This window comes from Brevibacterium marinum (assembly GCF_011927955.1).
GTDB lineage: Bacteria > Actinomycetota > Actinomycetes > Actinomycetales > Brevibacteriaceae > Brevibacterium > Brevibacterium marinum.
Window position 1 is genome coordinate 3,821,602 of sequence record NZ_JAATJN010000001.1, and the last position, 16,808, is coordinate 3,838,409.

A 16,808-nucleotide genomic window follows, 5' to 3' on the forward strand; every position below is an offset into this window, starting at 1 on the left:
ACCGGATCTCTTCTCACCGATGTCCGATCCTCTACTCTTGATTGCGTGCACACAACGAATACGGCCATGTCAGCCGTCGCGACCACGGGGCTGCCTCCGACCGCTGAACTCGCCTTCGCTCGAGTCCTCCTCGACTCGGTCAAGCACGGCCGACGCGGGGCGACGCTGCGGATGTACCGTCCCCGACCGACGGTGGCGTTCGGCGCCAGGGATCGCTTCCTTCCCGGATTCCCCGAAGCCATCGAAGCGGCCCGGGACCACGGATTCACGCCCGCACTGCGCAGCCTCGGCGGTCGTGCCGCGGCCTACCACCGGGGATCGTTGGTCATCGACCACATCGAACCCAGCGACGCGTTCATCAAGGACACGACCGCCAGGTTCACCGGGTTCGGTCAGGACTATGTCGAGGTGCTGCGGGGCATCGGAATCGACGCCCACCTCGGCGAGATTCCCGGCGAGTACTGTCCCGGTGAGCACAGCGTGAATGTGGCAGGTCGGATCAAGGCGATCGGCACCGCCCAGCGCGTGGTCTCCGGTGCCTGGCTGTTCTCCTCGTCCGTGGTCGTCGAGGATCCCCATCCCATCCGCTCCGTCCTCACCGATGTCGAGGCCGCGCTGGGCATCGAATGGGATCCGTCCACGGGCGGATCGATCAGCGAGATCCACCCCGAGATCACGACCGACACCGTCGCCGAGGCGTTCGCCTCCTATTATGACCACGCCGATCCGCACTCGCCCGGTGGACCCACCGAAGACGAGCTCGCTGCCCTGTCGGACAAAACCGGTGCGCATGTGCTGTGACGTCCTCGCGCCGTGGCACCGATGCCTCGTGACACCCCTGCCCGTGTAACACCGATGCGATTGGAGACCATGCCCTCATGAATGTGCGCGAAGCGACGAGAAGTGATCTGCCCGACATCCTCCGACTGGTCCATGCCCTGGCCGTCTACGAAAAGGAACCCGACGCGGTCGAGGCCACCGAAGACGACTTCGCAGCGGTGATGTTTCCCGAGGACGGGCATCCGAACACCTACGGACTCGTCGCGGAAGCGGATGGGCGGATCATCGGCATCGCCATCTGGTTCTATACGTTCTCCACCTGGACGGGGAAGAACGGAATCTGGCTGGAGGACCTGTTCGTCGACCCTGCTCAGCGAGGCAACGGAGCCGGCAAGGCGCTTCTGGGTCGCTTGGCCCAGATCTGTCAGAAGCGCGGCCTGACCCGGCTCGAGTGGTGTGTCCTCAAATGGAACGAGCCCTCGATAGGCTTCTACCGCTCACTCGGCGCAGAGGACCAAAGCGAGTGGGAGACCTTCCGCCTCGACGGTGGGGCGCTGGACGTGTTCGCGAATCAGTCATCCGCAAACGCCTCAGGTGAAGGCGCCTAGCGAGACCCAACGCCCCTCACCTCAACACCCCTCATTTCAGCGGCCCTGAACGGCTTAGGTGGACGTTTTGGGCCGATCCCAGCGCGGAAAGTCAGCCCAGAACGTCCAGCTAAGGACGCCCCGAGGTCGGGCGACCGGTGTCAGCGGTCGGCCGAAGTGCTCTGGTCAGGGAGTCTTCGGCTTGGCCGTCGTGGTCTTCTTTGCGGCGGTCGTCGACTTAGGTGTCGTCGACTTAGCTGCCGCCGTTGTCTTCTTTGCGGCGGTCGTCGACTTGGTGGTCGACTTCGTTGTGGCCGTCGACTTGGCAGCGGTCTTGGCCGGAGCTTTCTTAGCCGCCGACGACTTGGCTGCCGTCGACTTGTCCGTCGTCGACTTCGTGGCCGTTTTCGCCGTGCTCGTCTTCGCTGCCGTCGACTTCTTGGCGGGGGCCTTCTTAGCTGTCGACTTCTTAGCAGGAGCCTTCTTCTTGGCCGGGCCCTTCGCACGCTTCTCGGCCAGCAGCGTTGCGGCCCGGTCGAGAGTCATCGACTCGACGGCATCGTCCTTGCGCAGGGTCGCATTGTACTCGCCGTCGGTGACGTACGGTCCGAAGCGACCGTCCTTGACGACGACCGGTTTCTTCGACTCGGGGTCCTCGCCGAGCTCCTTCAGCGGTGCTGCGGCTTTGCGGCCGCCCCGCTGTTTCGGCTCAGCGTAGATCTTCAGCGCCTCGTCCAAGGTGATGTTGAAGATCTGTTCCTCGTCCGTCAGCGACCGAGAGTCCGTGCCCTTCTTCAGGTACGGCCCGTAGCGCCCGTTCTGCGCGGTGATGTCGGTGCCTTCTTCGTCCTGTCCGACCACCCGCGGGAGGCTGAGCAGGGTCAGCGCCGTCTCGAGGTCGATTGAGTCCAAGTCCATGGACTTGAACAGGGAGCCGGTGCGGGGCTTCGGCTTCTTCACGCCGCGCTTGGGCTTCTCCTCCGGCTCGGGCAGCACTTCGGAGACGTAGGGCCCGAAGCGCCCGTTCTTGGCTACGATCGTGTGCCCGGTCTCGGGGTCGACGCCGAGCTCACGGTCGTCCTGGCCCTGCGACTCGATGAGTTCGGCGGCTCTGGCCGCGGTCAGTTCGTCGGGAGCCAGATCATCGGGCACGGAGACGCGCTTCGGATTCCCGCCTTCTTCTGTGGGCGGGACTTCGAGATATGGACCGTAGCGACCCACGCGCAGATTCACGCCTTCGCTGATACGCACGGTGTTGACCTCGCGCGCATCGATGTCGCCGAGGTCATCGACGACCTCCCGGAGCCCTTCACGATCCTGTGTCGTGTCGCCGAAGTAGAAGCGAGCCAGCCAGGAGTCGCCGTCCACCTCGCCCACAGCGATGCGATCGAGTTCGGTCTCGAGGTCGGCGGTGAACGCGTAGTCGATCAGACTGGTGAAGTGCTCTTCGAGGAGGCGCACGACAGAGAACGCCAACCAGCTGGGCACAAGCGCGTTGCCGCGGGTGGTCACGTAACCGCGGTCCTGGATGACGGAGATCGTCGCTGTGTAGGTCGAGGGGCGGCCGATGCCGAGCTCTTCGAGCTGCTTGACCAGACTCGCCTCCGTGTAACGCGGTGGCGGAGCGGTCGTGTGGCCGTCGGCTTCGGCTTTGACCACGGACAGTGCCTGGCCTTCATCGACCTGGGGAAGGCGTGATTCACCGGATTTCGTGTCATAGCGTCCGGCGTCGGTGCCCTCTTCATAGGCAGCGAGGAATCCGCGGAAGGTGATGACGGTGCCGCTGGCGCTGAATCCGGCGTCGTGGCCGTCGGCGAGGTCGGCGCGGACCTTGATCGTCGCGGTCTTGCCCTTGGCGTCGGCCATCTGGCTGGCGACGGTGCGCTTCCAGATGAGATCGTAGAGGCGGAACTCGTCACCGCTGAGCGATTTCGCGACCTGCGCCGGCGTGCGGAACGAGTCGCCGGAGGGACGGATGGCTTCGTGTGCCTCCTGTGCCGACTTCTGCTTGCCCGAGTAGGTGCGAGGCGACTGCGGTACGAATTCGGGGCCGTAGAGTTCGGTGACCTGCTTCCTGGCTGCGGAGGTCGCCTGGTCCGACAGTGCCGAGGAGTCGGTACGCATATAGGTGATATAGCCGTGCTCGTACAGCGACTGGGCGGTGCGCATGGCCTGACGCGAGCTCATACGCAGCTTGCGACCGGCTTCCTGCTGCAGGGTCGAGGTGGTGAATGGTGCGGCCGGTCGGCGTGAGTAGGGCTTCGATTCGACGGCCGTGACCGTCAGTGAGTCCTTCGCGGCACCGTTGAGCTCTGTGGCCAACGCTTCGGCCTTGGCTTGGTCGACGACGGCGGCCGAGGAGTTCTTCAGCTCGCCCCTGTCGTTGAAGTCACGGCCCGAGGCCACGCGGGACCCGTCGAGGGTCGTGAGGTTCGCGGCGAAGGGATTGGTTCCGTCCGGCAGCCCCAGGTCGACGTCGAGGTCCCAGTAGTCGGCGGGAACGAAGGCCATACGTTCGCGTTCACGTTCGACGACGAGGCGGGTCGTCACCGACTGGACACGGCCGGCGGAGAGGCCGGCGCGGATCTTGCGCCACAGGACGGGCGAGATCTCATAGCCGTAGAGGCGGTCGAGGATGCGACGGGTCTCCTGCGCATCGACGAGAGCCTCGTCGATCTCGCGGGTGTTCTCCAATGCCCGATTGATGGCTTCGGGCGTGATCTCGTGGAAGACCATGCGTTTGACGGGGATCTTCGGTTTGAGGACCTCGAGAAGGTGCCAGGCGATGGCCTCGCCTTCCCGGTCCTCATCCGTTGCGAGATAGAGTTCGTCGGCGTCTTTGAGGAGGCGTTTGAGTTCGGTGACCTTCTTCTTCTTGCCCGGGTCGACTCGGTAGTAGGGATCGAATCCGTTGTCGACGTCGACGGCGAACTTCCCGTACGGTCCCTTCTTCATATCGGCCGGGAGCTCGGACGGTGTGGGAAGGTCGCGGATATGGCCGACCGACGCCTCGATATCGTAACCCTCTCCGAGGTACCCGACGATCGTTCGCGCCTTCGTCGGAGACTCGACGATGACGAGACGGCGGGGTTGCTTCTCGGTTGTGGTCACGTTTTCACATTCCTCTCACGGCGCCGGTCGATCGAATAAACGGACGATCCGGCCCAATGTAACACTGTTGATCGTGCTCGACCTGCATCGGGTTGATCCAGCGAACTCTGCCGACAACGGTTTTCGATACTACCGTTATTCCTGCTTCTCGCCGTTCACGGGCAGCAGCGCACCGGCGGCGACGAGCTGTCTCACCTGAGCGATGAGCTGGTCTTCGAGCGCCGTCGGATTGACGTCGAGCAGCTGTGCCAGAGCCACCGCCGTCTGCCTCATGCTCAGGCTCCCATCCGCCACCGACACGAACCCGGCCAGGGCGGTGTCGAGGTCGAAGGCCTGTCCGAATCCGATGCCCTGTTCGAGGGTGATCGAGCTGGGATCGGATTCTCCGGGCACGTGGTGGCGGTGTTCGACGAGGTCCGGGGAACGGGTGAAGACGGTGTTCGCGATCTCCTCGGCCGAGGCGGAGGCAAGCCACGACCTCAGCGCGAAGGTCGTCGTGACGAACTGCGCGAGTCCGTGAGGATTGTTCGCGATCGCCGAGGTCGTCCTGACCCTGGTCTTGAAGGCTCGGGACCGCTGCCCGGGAAGCTCGGCAGTCCCGGGGTGCTCGTCGGTCCCGGGGTGCCCGGCAGCAGCGGTGTCAGCAATCGTTGGGGCATCGTTGCCTGCAGCCGGCTCGACCCCGCTGCCCGATTTCTCCATGATGACGTATCCGAACACGACCTCGGTGACGTCACGGGAGGCGAAGTCGTCCATCCAGGCTGCGGTCGCGGCGTTCCAGTCGTCACCGGCTCGCGGGATGCCTCCGTCACGGATCCAGGTCTCGGCGTAGGCGACCGGATCGAGGGCTTCGCGTTCGATGACGAGCACCGAGGTCTCCTCATCGGTGACCCAGGTCTCCGGTCCCGCATCCACCGCCGAGGTGGTCTCCCAGTTCCCGAGGCACACCGAGCGACCGCCCGGTCGGAGGTGGCCCGGGAGGGCGGTGAACAGGGATCGGACCACACGGTCGCCGGTCATCCCGGCGTCCCGGTAGTCGAAGGTCGTCACGGTGGTGCGTGGGGTGATGACGAAGGGCGGATTGGAGACGAGCAGGTCGACCGGCTCTGTGAGAGGTTCGAGCATCGATCCTGCCCGCAGCTCGATGTTGGTCGCCCCGTTGAGGCGAGCACTGAGCCCGGTCAGGTGCAGGGCGCGCTCAGAGATGTCGGTGGCGATGACGCGGTCGCTGTGTCGGGCCAGGAGCATCGCTTGGATGCCGCATCCCGTTCCGATGTCGGCCGAGATGCCGACACGGTCGCGAGGAGTCAGGGACACGAGGGTGCGTCCTGCCCCGCCCAGGCCGAGCACGAAGTCGCCGTCGAGGACGTTCGGGTTGGTCAGCGTGCCGTGGTCGCTGACGAGGTAGAGGTTCTCGTCTCCAGGTCGGAACCCGCGCGGGATTCCGACCGGCAGATCGTAGGGGGTGACCGCGAACGGGGCCGACACGCGTGAGGGAGCCCGCGCCTCGGCGTCCCGCATTCCGTCACCGTTGACGGTATCGTCTTCGTTGCTGGTTGCGTCATGGTTGTCGGTCACGATCAACCCGCTGCCCACAGCAGTGTCGAAGGCCTTCTCGCCCAGCGCCGCTCGAACCGTTTCAGTCCCGACCTCACGGTGGAAGTGGAAGAGCATGGCCAGGGCCGCCAGGTGCTGGTCGAACGAAACCGGCTGCTCGCTCTCCTCGTGCTGTTGCACTTCCCACTTGTGCTGCTTCGCTTCCCGCCTGTGCTGCCTCACTTCACTGGTCGGCGTCTCGGCGTATTCGAGCACCTTCTGGCAGAAGTGGATCGCCGGGGCGGCATTGTTGCGGACGAGGGCGCCCGCGATGTCCGCGCCCCAGAACTGTCGGAGTCGGGGCTCGGTGTACCCGGCCCGATAGAGTGTGGCTGCCACGAGGCTCAAGTCTTGTTCGATCACAGATGAATCCTAACGACTGTGGTCGGTGAACTCCGACACTGTGCCCGTGGGCCCTGACTGCGCCATAATTGGGGCCATGGCCTCTTCTGCTCTTCTCGACATCGTCACCGGATTCGGTGCCAGGGATGAACGGATCGTCCACGTGCGCGACGTTCCACAGCGGTTCGAACATGAGTCGGCCTGGCCGGAGTGGATCGACGAGGAACTCAAACACGCCTGTCACGCCATCGGCGTCGATCAGCTGTGGGATCACCAGCTCGAAGCTGCACAGTCTGCCCGCGACGGATCCGACGTCGTCATCGCCACACCTACCGCGTCCGGGAAGTCCTTGGGATTCTGGTTGCCGGTCCTCGAATCCATTCAGAGCACCCGCGCTCGACTGCGCACCGCCTCGGCGTTCTACATTGCCCCGACCAAGGCCCTGGCCGCGGATCAGATGACGAACCTGGAGAAGCTGATCGTCCAGGGCCTTCGGCCGGCGACCTACGACGGTGACACCTCTCAGGCGTCGAAGGACTGGGCCCGGCGGCACGCGAACGTCGTGTTCACCAATCCGGACATGCTCCATCGCGGGATTCTGCCGCAGCACGAGCGTTTCTCTCGGCTGTTCAAGTCGCTGCGCTTCATCGTCATCGACGAGGCCCACCGCTACCGCGGAGTCTTCGGCTCCCACGTCGCCCTGATCCTGCGGCGTCTGCTGCGCATCGCCGCACATTACGGGGCCCACCCTGTGGTCATCGGAGCATCGGCGACGATGGCGAATCCGGATGAGGCGTTCTCCAAACTCACCGGGCGCCAGGTGCACGCGGTGAGCGAGGACTCCTCCCCTCGCGCCTCGGGCAGCTTCGCTCTCTGGGAGCCGCCGGTCTCCCCCGGCGGCGAGCGCCGCAGCGGTCTGATCGAAGCAGCCGATGTCCTCACCGACGCAATGTGCGCTGGATACCGTTCGATCGCGTTCATCGCCTCACGCCGGGGCACCGAGGCTCTGGCGTCGACCGTCCGCGACCAGGTCGGCCAGGTCGACGACTCCCTCAAGGACAAGGTCGCGGCCTATCGCGGCGGCTATCTCGCCGAGGAGCGCAGACTCCTCGAGTCCGCGCTGCGATCGGGGCGTCTGCTGACGGTGGCTTCGACGAATGCCCTCGAACTGGGAATCGACATCTCGGGCCTCGACCTCGTCATCATCTCGGGCTGGCCCGGGACCCTGGCGTCGCTGTGGCAGCAGGCCGGGCGTGCCGGACGTGCCGGACAGCGGTGGATGGCCGTGTTCATCGCCCGTGACGACCCGCTCGACACCTATGTCGTCCATCACCCCGAGGTCATCTTCGATGCCCCGGTCGACGCAGGGGTCATCCATCCGGGCAATCCGCATGTTCTGGGCGGACACCTGTGTGCCGCGGCCGCCGAGGTGCCCCTGAAGGAATCGGATCTCGTGCACTTCCCCGACACTTCCGCCGAGGTGCTCGACGACCTGGTCGAGCGCAAACTTCTGCGGGCACGTCCGACCGGGTGGTTCTGGGCGAAAGACGAACCGGCTGCGGACATGTCCGATATCCGTGGCAGTGGGGGCGGACAGTTCCGTCTCGTCGAAGCCGGCACGGGGGCACTGCTGGGCACCGTCGACGAATCCGGGGCGTTCACCGGTGCCCATCCGGGTGCGGTGTATACGCATCAGGGTGCCGAATTCACCGTCCTCGAACTTGACCTCGAGGACCATGTGGCGCTCGTCGAGCGTGCCGAGGTCGACTACACGACGCAGGCCAGATCCCAGACCGAGATCGACATCGTCGGCACCGACCGGCAGCGGGCTCTGCCTTCAGGCGTGTCGGTGCACAGCGGCACCGTCGACGTCAAGGACCATGTCGTCGCGTACCGGATGCGGGCCAAGCGCGGTGGGGCGATCATCGCCGAACACGAGCTCGACCTGCCCGAGCGCACCCTGGAGACGAAGGCCGTGTGGTGGACGATTCCACAGACGCTGCTGGACGAGGCCGAGATCGTCCCTGCCGATCTGCCCGGCGCGGTCCACGCTGCAGAGCATGCTTCGATCGGCCTCCTGCCTCTGTTCGCCGGCTGCGATCGTTGGGACATCGGCGGGGTCTCCACCGCCGGACACGCGGACACCGGGATGGCCACGGTCTTCGTCTATGACGGTCTCGCCGGTGGTGCCGGCTTCGCCGAACGCGGTTATGACGTCATCGAAGAGTGGTTGGCGGCGACACGTGATGCGATTGCCGCGTGCGAATGCGTCGACGGCTGTCCTTCATGCGTGCAGTCCCCGAAGTGCGGGAACGGCAATGAGCCGCTGGAGAAGGATGCGGCCCTGCGCCTGCTGCGGACTGTGCTGGGCTGACGGCCTCCCTCGGGAGCTGACCGCCTTCCGTTCTATCTCCCCGCCACGGCCTCCTCCTCCACCTTCGGCAGCGGTCCTGGGATCTCGACTTCGACTCGAACGTACGCGCTCTGCTCCGAGTTCGAGGCGCGGCAGTCGCTGACGACCGCGCCGTTGCGTTTCGCTACCTGCTTCGCAATGTCGCAGGGTTCGCCGGTGGCGAGTCCGCGAACCGCATCTGCTGCCGCAAGCACCGCGAGGTCGGCGGCGCTCTGCGCTGTGCTGTGAGCTGCGAAGGCTTGGCTGAGTGCACCGATGGCGGTGACGAAGACCAAGATCATCGAGCACAGTCCGACGACGATGTTCGTCATGGCGGCGTGTCCGAGTCATAGCCGCCCTGGGCCCGGACCGCCGTGGACCGATCACCCTGCGCCCGACCGGCCGTTGACCGATCACCCTCCTTCCGGGCCGTCGCGGCCGCCTCGACCTCGTCGAGGACGATGATCGCCGCAGGGAGTTCGATCGAGACGGTCACCGTCGAATATCCGCCCTCGGAGCGGACCAGGACCTCGGATGCGTCCCCGGCGTGCTTCTTCGCTTCGGTGACCACCGCGGCCTGCGGTTCCCCGCGGGCGATCTCGCGAGCGGCCGATCTGGCCGCATCGAAGGCCCTCAGCTGGGAGAAGCCGACAGCGGCCGCCCCTGTGAGCACGATGAGGAGAAGCACGATGGCGGGCATGACGACGGCGAACTCGGCGGTGGCCGTTCCCGCATCCGGGTGCCGCTCTCGTCCTCGAAGCTCACAGGAGCACCCTGTCCTCATGTCAGGCTCCGAGCCCCAGAGCGGTCTCGATGACTCCCGTGACGAGTTCCTTGATCGGTTCCGACTTCAGAATGACGACCAACAGGGCTGCGAACCCGCAGGCTGCGAGCGTGGTGATCGCATATTCGGCGGTCGTCGCCCCGGTGTCGGGTCCCCATTGCTCAGGGGTTCCGTCCTCGTGCCACGGCTCTGTGCCGACTCCGCCCCTGGCCCGACCGTCGCCGGTGCCGCCGTGTGCGGCGATGTCTCCATCACCGATGGCGTCTTGGCCAGGGGCGTCGCTGGGACCTTCGGCGTACTCGGCGATGCCCGAGTAATCGACTTTCTCGATGTCGATACGCTGCGCGGCGCCCCATTGCGGGTAGGCCGGACCCTCGCAGCCTTTCGGCATTGTGTCTGTGCTCATAGTCTCCTCCTCGTTGAAGCTCTCATTCGCTGTCTGCGAACGGAATTTCAGTGTCGGATGAGATGGAAGCTCTGGTCCAGGCTGAAGAATCGGGCTGTGGAAACGGCTTCACCGTCCACAGCCCGGACGCACTCGAGTGGGGCGGGAATCCACAGGATTCGGCACACGAGTGAGGAGAGTGGGGCTCAGCCGCGGCCGGCCCAGTCCTCCTTGAGGATGGCCATGATGACCTCATCGTGACGTCGACCGTTGAAGAAGACCGCCTCACGTCGGCGCCCCTCTTCGATGAATCCGGCTTTCGTGTATGAGGCGATGCCCCGTGTGTTGAATGCCCATGTCCGCAGTTCGATGCGGTTGAGTCCCAGCTGCAGGAAGCCGTACTTGATTGCCAGGCGCACAGCGTCGGAGCCGTAGCCGCGACCGTGGAATTCCGGGCCGAGGACGATGGCCAACGTGGCGGATTGGTTGACCGAGTTCCGGCCGTAGAGAGTCACATGGCCGACGAACTCGTCCGTTTCGAGCAGCTCGATGCTGAAGCCCACGGATTCGGTGTCCTTGTTCGCGCTCCAGAGTGAGAACTGTTCGGACACTCCGCCCTCGGGTCGCGGGAGGACCGTGTGATTCTGCAGAACCACGATCGACGGGTCGAACCACCATTGCTCCAGGTAGGGCAGGTCAGCCTCCTGCAGCGGACGAAGTCTGACGTATCGCCCGGTGAAGAGGTTGTCGGCGTATTCTTCGGCTTGTTCGACGTTGGACAGTTGATTGAAGGGCGTAACCGGTGCCATTCCTCGACTTTACCAATATCACCTGAGCACTTGGTCGTGCTCCTCGGGAACTGCGGCCGAAGCCGTGTGCACGCGCCGCAACCGCAGTATGCACAAGGTGCGATCCGAAGTGTGCACGCGCCGCAACCGAAGTATGCACAATGCGCGATCCGAGGTGTGCACGCAGCGCCAGTCAGAAGAAGACCGTTGTCAGGTCGGACAGCAGAGAGATGACCACGGGCACGACCGACAGCAGCAGAAATGCCGGAAGGATGCAGACTCCGAGCGGCACGACGAGCCTGACGCCCAGAGCTGCGGCCGCTTCCTGCCGGCGCCTTCGCGAGGAGGCGCGCAGCTCCTCGGCGACGGATTCGATGAGCGGGGCGGGTCCCACACCGGTGTGCTCGGCGAACTCGAAGACTTCGAGAACGGGCAGGAGGCGGTCATCCTCGGACGGTTCTTGGCCTCCGATCGTCATCGACCGGGCGATGCGTCCGAGTCGGGATCGGTCCCCTGTCGCTTCGGCGGTCATCGTCAGCGCGACCGGGATGGGCAGGCCGGATGTGAGGCAGATGGCCACGAGGTCGAGGTCGAAGGCCAGCAGATCGTCGGTGACCAGAGGCTGGTTCCCGGAATCGGACCGGGGCGATTCGACGAGATCAGGCACGGTCCGGCCATTCAGCAGTCTCCGCAGTCGCCCGTCGGAGCGCCCCGACCACAGCAGCACCCCACCGGCGATGAGGACTCCCACGAAGAGAGCAGTCATAGCTGGGCCCGAACCATCATCCGTCTCATCCACCAGCGGCCGACGAGGTAGAGGCCGAGTCCCGCGCCGATGCTCGATCGCCCCGGGAGGCCGGAGAGCAATTCGACGGGGTGGACTCCGATGAGCAGCCCGAGACCGACTCCGATGAGCGGCAGCCAGCTGAGCACCCTGACGGTCGCTCGGGGCCCCGCCATCGCAATCTGCCTCTCCCGATCGGCGTCGACGGCGCTGCGTTGGGCCCTCGCGTACCTCAGAATCATATCGGCGGCGGGCGCACCGGACCGTTCGGACACTGTCCAGACGGCTGACATGCCCGCGAACACCTCGGCGGCGGCCGACGGCAGTCCGACACCCCTGGTCGCGATGGCCCGTCCGGGTTCTTCACCCAGGGAGATCGCCCGGGAGATCGGAATCAGGAGGGCGTTCTGGCTGCTCAGCGTCGACATCACGGCTTGCGGGGTCATTCCGACTCTGAGCAGGTGGGCACAGTTCTCCACCGCGGAGATGGCCCACAGCTTCTCCTGTTCCGAGTCCTCCCTGATCCGACGGCCACCTCGGCGCGGTTCGTCGTCATGCGGACGGGGCCGTAACAGCTCCTGCAGGCGAGTCGCGGGGCTCAGGGGCGCGCTGAGGATGATGCTCAGGGCCATGAGCACGGCGATGGCGGTGAGCATCAGTCGGCCTTCTGTTCGAGCACGGCTTCGAACCGCGCCAGCGCACGCCGGTTGAACGTGCCCTGTGACAGGGGCGACGGCCGACCCCAGACGGGTTCCATCGTCACCCCGCTGCCGCTTTCCCGTGTGGGGATGGCCAGTTCCGTCACGCCTCTGTCCGCACCCACCCGACGCAGGTGGATGACGAGATCGATGGCGGTCGAGAACTGGGAGAACACCGCCTGGGGACTCATGCTCGCCAGGGCGCCCAGCGCCTCCAGCCGGCTGGGCACCGCTTCGGCGGTGTTCGCGTGGATGGTGGCGCTGCCGCCTTCGTGGCCCGTGTTCAGTGCCGTGAGCATGTCCCTGACTTCGGCACCCCGGCACTCCCCGACGACGAGGCGGTCGGGTCGCATCCGCAGGGCGTTGCGGACGAGGTCGGTCAGCGTCACTTCACCACCGCCTTCGACGTTGGCCTGGCGCGCGGCGAGCTGGACCACGTGGGAGTGGCCGACGATGAGTTCACGTGAGTCCTCGACGATGACGATGCGGTGGTCGGCGTCGACCAGACCCAACAGGGCGCCGAGGAGGACCGTCTTACCGGTGCCTGTGCCTCCGGAGATGAGCATATTGGCCCGGGATCTCACCGCCTCGGCGAGGAGCTCGTGCACGTCGTCAGGGATGAAGCCGTCGGCGCGCAGCTGGGCGAATGTGAAGCCGGCGCGCCTGGGCACGCGAAAGGAGATCGTCGTGTTCTCCCCGGAGATGGGCGGAACGATCGCATTCATGCGCACCCCGTCTGGCAGTCGGACGTCGACGAACGGGCTCGAGTCGTCGAGGCGGCGCCCGCCCAGGGCAGCCAGACGCACGGCCAATGATCGCACTTCGTCTTCGGAACCCAGAGACAGGTCGAGCAACGCCGGTCCCGAACCGGTGTCGGCGAAGATCTCTCGGGGACCGTTGACGAAGACGTCGGTGGTATCGACGACCTCGAGCACGGACTGGAGCGGACCGGCACCGGACAGCTGTGCGGACAGTCGGGTCACGAGCTCGAGGAGGGCGCTGGAACCCAGCACCCGCCCGGTGCGTTGGACCGCCTCGGCGACGGCAGCGGTGGTCACCGGCCCCGGATTGTCCAGCAGGGTCTTGCGGACCTCCGCGACGAGCGAGGCGTCGAGCCATTCGCTCATGTCACCCACTCCCCCAACAGCCCGTCCACGAGTTTGCCCAGTCGTGCCCCGCCGGGGATGCCCTCGCCGCGGTCGACTGCTGCGGACAGCCCGCGGTCGTCGCGGATGCTGCCGGCCAGATCGAGGCCGATGGAGTCGGCGAGGAGTTCGGCGTCGAGGCCTCCGGCACCGGTGTCGCGGACGACGAGACGGACGTCGGGATGGGACTGGGAGAGTCGCTTGGCGACTTGGGACGCTGCGACGGCGGAGCGCACACGTGCCGGTGAGACGAGGAGAACGTGATGACAGCGCCGGGTCCACTGTGGTGGGGCATGGCGGGGCAGGTCGACGATGACGAGATCGAATGCCTGCCCGGCGGCGGCGAGGAAATCGTCGAAGACGTCCGGTTCGAGGTCGAGGACGTCGTCCCGGCCCCAGGAGAGGATCGCCAGGCCCTCGTGGCGGGGCAGCGCTTGGCTCAGGGTCGAGGGGCGAAGTTGGCCGCGTGAGGCGCTGAGGTCGGTCCAGCGCGGACCGGGGACCTGTTCTGCACCGAGCACCAGGTCGAGTCCGCCGCCCAGCGGATCGGCATCGACGAGGACGGCGCTGACATCCGGCCCGGCCCGTCGGGCGAGCGCGCAGGAGAGCACCGAGGCGCCCGCCCCACCGCACCCGGCCACGACTCCGACGGTGACCCCGGGGGCCACGGGCGGTTCGACGGCTGCGATCATGCGTCCGCTCAGCCATTCGGCTGCCGAAGGGAGGACAGCCAGCTGTTCGACGCCGAGGTGGGCCGCGCGTTTCCACGCCGAGCGCGGTTCATCCCCGTCGAGGACGACGAGGATGCGGTCCGCATGGTCCGTGGCGGGAGCTTCTCGGACGTCTTCGCCGAGGAGGATGAGTGAGGCGTTCTGCCAGCCGCCCGATTCCGGGGGCAGGACCTTGAGGCTGAGACCGATGCTTTCGGCCACCCGGGCGCATTCTTCGGTGATGGAGCCGAGATCGGTGATGAGTGCTACCTGCATGGTGTCAGCGTGGACCTGCGCCCCTCGTCGAGGGCAACACCCTCGAGCAGCCTGTGGACAGACTGCGGAAGGGGCGGCTCCTGTGCACTCAAGTCACAGAAGCCGCCCCTTCTCGGTCGGTCTCAGCGTCTCACCCCGTCAGGACCGCTGTGGACGGTCTCCATCGGGTTCGGCGGTGGTGTTCCCACGGCTCAGCCGCGGCGCGTTGTCCACAGTCCGAGCACATGAGTCGGCAGTGCGATCTCAGCCGCGCTGGATGCCTTCGATGTTGCGCAGGAGTCCTTCTCGACCATCGGAGTCGCGGACCTTGAACCACGAACCATGGTCCTCGAGTCCGAGGAACCAGTCGCCGGGGTAGATCGTGAACACCGGCATCCCGGTGGTCGCGTCCACGGCTTCGCGGGGTTCGGGAACAGCGAACCAGAATGCCTGAATGACCTTCTGGCCGTTGCCCTGATCTGATCCGGAGCCGTCGGGGCCTTCACGGCTCGAGCCGTCTTGATCCGCGCCGTCCCGGCTCTGCGTCGACTGGTTCTCGTCATCGCCGAGGTTGCCGCCCGGTTGCACCGCGCTTTGGACGACGGTCTCCTCTTCGTCGACGTCGGAGTCTCGCCGGCTGCTCCCGTGGCCGGCGACCGGCACGTACTGTGTCGGCTCCTCGGCCTCCGGCTGAGCGGTGCGGTCCGGTCCGGATTGAGAATCACCGGTCACGACGCCAGGGCCCTCGTCTTCGTCACGGTCGCCGCTGAAAGCCGAGTCGCCTCCGAAGGCGGAGGTGTGGGTGGCGCTGCTGTCGGTGGTTGTGCTGCCGGTGGTGCTTCTGCCCCCGCCGGTCAGGTCCTGCGAGTGCTCGACGTTCCCGGAATCGTCGGAGGACTCCTGCGCATCGGCGAAGCTGCTCTCCGGCTTCAGCGCGACTCCCTCCGAAGCGCGAACGTTGGTGTCCGAGTCATGGCCATTGACCTTCGTCGCGAACGTGCTGCTCTCCGCTGCCCGATCGCCATCACCATCGGCCGCTTCGACATCGGTGTCCGATTCAGGAGCGGCGTGGCGACCTCGAGGGCGCTCGGTTTCCGAGTTCGCACCTGCAACGGCTGCGCCGACGCCGACGGCGCCCGTACCCGCCGCACCCGCGGCGATTCCTGCTCCTGCTCCTGCTCCTGCTCCTGACGAATCGTCGTCACCGTAGTCCCCGGAGTTCCCGGTGTCGGTGGAGTTTGCGGTGTCGGTGGCACCGTCCACAGACGAGCCGCGGTCTGCATCGGCAGCCGATTCGCCGCTCGACGAGTCAGCATCCGCAGGCACTGGAGCCTGGACTGCGGTCTCCCCGTCGTTGTTCGACGGCGATCCCTCGCGCTGGGCACCGAACCCGAAGGTCTGCGTCGGCTCGCTCTGCGTATGCTGGGGGGCATCCGAGTACTGGGCTCCCAGGTAGGTCTGACCTGATCCGGTGCTCTGCGCCGCCTGATCCGATGAGTCACCGGCGTCGGGGGCAGCACGGTGCGAAAATTCCTGTGCGCGCTGCTGCGGCGGAGCATATGGGCTGTTCTGCTCGGAACCGATGGGCTGACCGAATTGGTCCTGCCCATCGGGCTGGCCGTTGTCGCCTGGCTGCGTGAACTGCTGCGCCGGGGCCGCCGGCTGACCTGATCCTGCATACTGCCCCGGCTGGCCGGGCCCTGCGTGCTGTCCGGCCTGGCCTGAATCTGCGAACTGCTCCGGTTGACCCTGCTGACTGTACTGCCCCGGCGCTCCGGCGTACCCGGGCTGTGCGGGCTGGCCGTATCCACCGGGGTGGTTGGGTTGACCCGGTTGACCGTATCCACCGGGCTGGTTGGGCTGGGGGTACCCACCGGGCTGGCTCTGCGAACCGATCGGCATGCCTGGCTGTCCGCCATAGGGCGCGCCGTATCCGCCTGGGCCATTGCTGGGGCCGGGCATATTCGCCACCGGTGCGGGATGAGGTGCGCCCTTGGACACCGGGCGTGCCTTCGGATGTGCCGCAGCTTCGTCGCGAATCGCGAACTCCTTGCCGAAGAAGGGGATCATTGTGAAGACACCTGCGAAGAAGGCGACCAATGCGGCAAAGAAGGCAAGATAGGCACCGACGTGCCAGAACTGGACGGTCGTCAGCAGGTGGACGAACGCATAGGTGAACGCTGCGCCGGAAAGAGCGGAGATCGACTGATCCAAGCTGAGCGAACCGATTCTGACCCTGCCGCTGCCGAACTTGTTGACGAAGACAGCAGCCACGATCAACCAGATGGCGAACACGTTGAAGACGAGCGTACCCATGGTGTCGATGCCCCAGTGCCACAGCGACCAGGGGACGAAGCCGTCAGACATATAGGGCACGAAGAGCACGACCAGTGAGAGGAGTCCTGCGAACAGCAGGAACAGATCACGCAATGTCAGCGGTCCGAGAAGTCC

At 66.0% G+C, this 16,808-nt stretch carries 14 protein-coding genes; 3 read left to right on the top strand and 11 right to left on the bottom strand.

The window, feature by feature from the left end; all coding sequences use genetic code 11:
* Nucleotides 1–66 precede the first annotated feature (66 nt).
* Together BKA07_RS17165 and BKA07_RS17170 are read left to right on the top strand one after the other, a co-directional pair.
* Nucleotides 67–801 (top strand): lipoate--protein ligase family protein, encoded by a 735-nt coding sequence (locus BKA07_RS17165; protein WP_245161995.1) that lies wholly within the window; start codon nucleotides 67–69, stop codon nucleotides 799–801.
* A gap of 77 nt (nucleotides 802–878) precedes the next feature.
* Nucleotides 879–1,388, top strand: a complete 510-nt coding sequence (locus BKA07_RS17170) for a GNAT family N-acetyltransferase (RefSeq protein ID WP_167952154.1) — start codon at nucleotides 879–881, stop codon at nucleotides 1,386–1,388.
* Between the two features lie 165 nt (nucleotides 1,389–1,553).
* Here BKA07_RS17170 and topA read toward each other — a convergent pair whose 3' ends face one another.
* The gene (topA, locus tag BKA07_RS17175; protein ID WP_167952155.1) at nucleotides 1,554–4,478 is read right to left on the bottom strand and encodes a type I DNA topoisomerase; all 2,925 of its coding nucleotides are present in this window, start codon (nucleotides 4,476–4,478) and stop codon (nucleotides 1,554–1,556) included.
* Nucleotides 4,479–4,613: 135 nt separating this feature from the next.
* Nucleotides 4,614–6,437 (bottom strand): methyltransferase, encoded by a 1,824-nt coding sequence (locus BKA07_RS17180; RefSeq protein WP_342449112.1) that lies wholly within the window; start codon nucleotides 6,435–6,437, stop codon nucleotides 4,614–4,616.
* A 76-nt stretch (nucleotides 6,438–6,513) separates the two neighbouring features.
* Here BKA07_RS17180 and BKA07_RS17185 point away from each other — a divergent pair, with 76 nt between their 5' ends.
* Nucleotides 6,514–8,790 (top strand): DEAD/DEAH box helicase, encoded by a 2,277-nt coding sequence (locus tag BKA07_RS17185; protein WP_167952156.1) that lies wholly within the window; start codon nucleotides 6,514–6,516, stop codon nucleotides 8,788–8,790.
* A gap of 32 nt (nucleotides 8,791–8,822) precedes the next feature.
* On the opposite strand, the gene BKA07_RS17190 is transcribed toward BKA07_RS17185, so the two are convergent.
* The 9 genes from BKA07_RS17190 to BKA07_RS19065 all read right to left on the bottom strand — a co-directional run bounded on the left by BKA07_RS17190 (nucleotide 8,823) and on the right by BKA07_RS19065 (nucleotide 16,787).
* Nucleotides 8,823–9,140, bottom strand: coding sequence for an Rv3654c family TadE-like protein (locus tag BKA07_RS17190; protein ID WP_167952157.1), 318 nt, complete (start codon nucleotides 9,138–9,140; stop codon nucleotides 8,823–8,825).
* Nucleotides 9,137–9,592, bottom strand: coding sequence for a TadE family protein (locus BKA07_RS17195; protein WP_245161996.1), 456 nt, complete (start codon nucleotides 9,590–9,592; stop codon nucleotides 9,137–9,139). The genes BKA07_RS17190 and BKA07_RS17195 overlap by 4 nt, the downstream gene beginning before the upstream one ends.
* Before the next feature lies 1 nt (nucleotide 9,593).
* On the bottom strand, nucleotides 9,594–9,998 hold the full coding sequence (locus tag BKA07_RS17200; RefSeq protein WP_245161997.1) for a DUF4244 domain-containing protein: 405 nt from the start codon (nucleotides 9,996–9,998) through the stop codon (nucleotides 9,594–9,596).
* A 185-nt stretch (nucleotides 9,999–10,183) separates the two neighbouring features.
* The gene (locus BKA07_RS17205) at nucleotides 10,184–10,786 is read right to left on the bottom strand and encodes a GNAT family N-acetyltransferase (protein ID WP_167952158.1); all 603 of its coding nucleotides are present in this window, start codon (nucleotides 10,784–10,786) and stop codon (nucleotides 10,184–10,186) included.
* Nucleotides 10,787–10,958: 172 nt separating this feature from the next.
* Nucleotides 10,959–11,531, bottom strand: coding sequence for a type II secretion system F family protein (locus BKA07_RS17210; RefSeq protein ID WP_167952159.1), 573 nt, complete (start codon nucleotides 11,529–11,531; stop codon nucleotides 10,959–10,961).
* Nucleotides 11,528–12,205, bottom strand: a complete 678-nt coding sequence (locus tag BKA07_RS17215; RefSeq protein WP_167952160.1) for a type II secretion system F family protein — start codon at nucleotides 12,203–12,205, stop codon at nucleotides 11,528–11,530. The genes BKA07_RS17210 and BKA07_RS17215 overlap by 4 nt, the downstream gene beginning before the upstream one ends.
* Nucleotides 12,205–13,374 carry a TadA family conjugal transfer-associated ATPase gene (locus BKA07_RS17220; protein ID WP_167952161.1) on the bottom strand — a complete coding sequence of 390 codons (1,170 nt, stop codon included), beginning with the start codon at nucleotides 13,372–13,374 and terminating at the stop codon, nucleotides 12,205–12,207. Before BKA07_RS17220 ends, BKA07_RS17215 begins: the two co-directional genes overlap by 1 nt.
* Nucleotides 13,371–14,378: a septum site-determining protein Ssd gene (gene ssd / locus BKA07_RS17225; protein WP_167952162.1), complete on the bottom strand. Its 1,008-nt coding sequence runs from the start codon at nucleotides 14,376–14,378 to the stop codon at nucleotides 13,371–13,373. The genes BKA07_RS17220 and ssd overlap by 4 nt, the downstream gene beginning before the upstream one ends.
* A gap of 243 nt (nucleotides 14,379–14,621) precedes the next feature.
* On the bottom strand, nucleotides 14,622–16,787 hold the full coding sequence (locus BKA07_RS19065) for a mediator complex subunit 15 domain-containing protein (RefSeq protein WP_209044017.1): 2,166 nt from the start codon (nucleotides 16,785–16,787) through the stop codon (nucleotides 14,622–14,624).
* Nucleotides 16,788–16,808 lie beyond the last annotated feature (21 nt).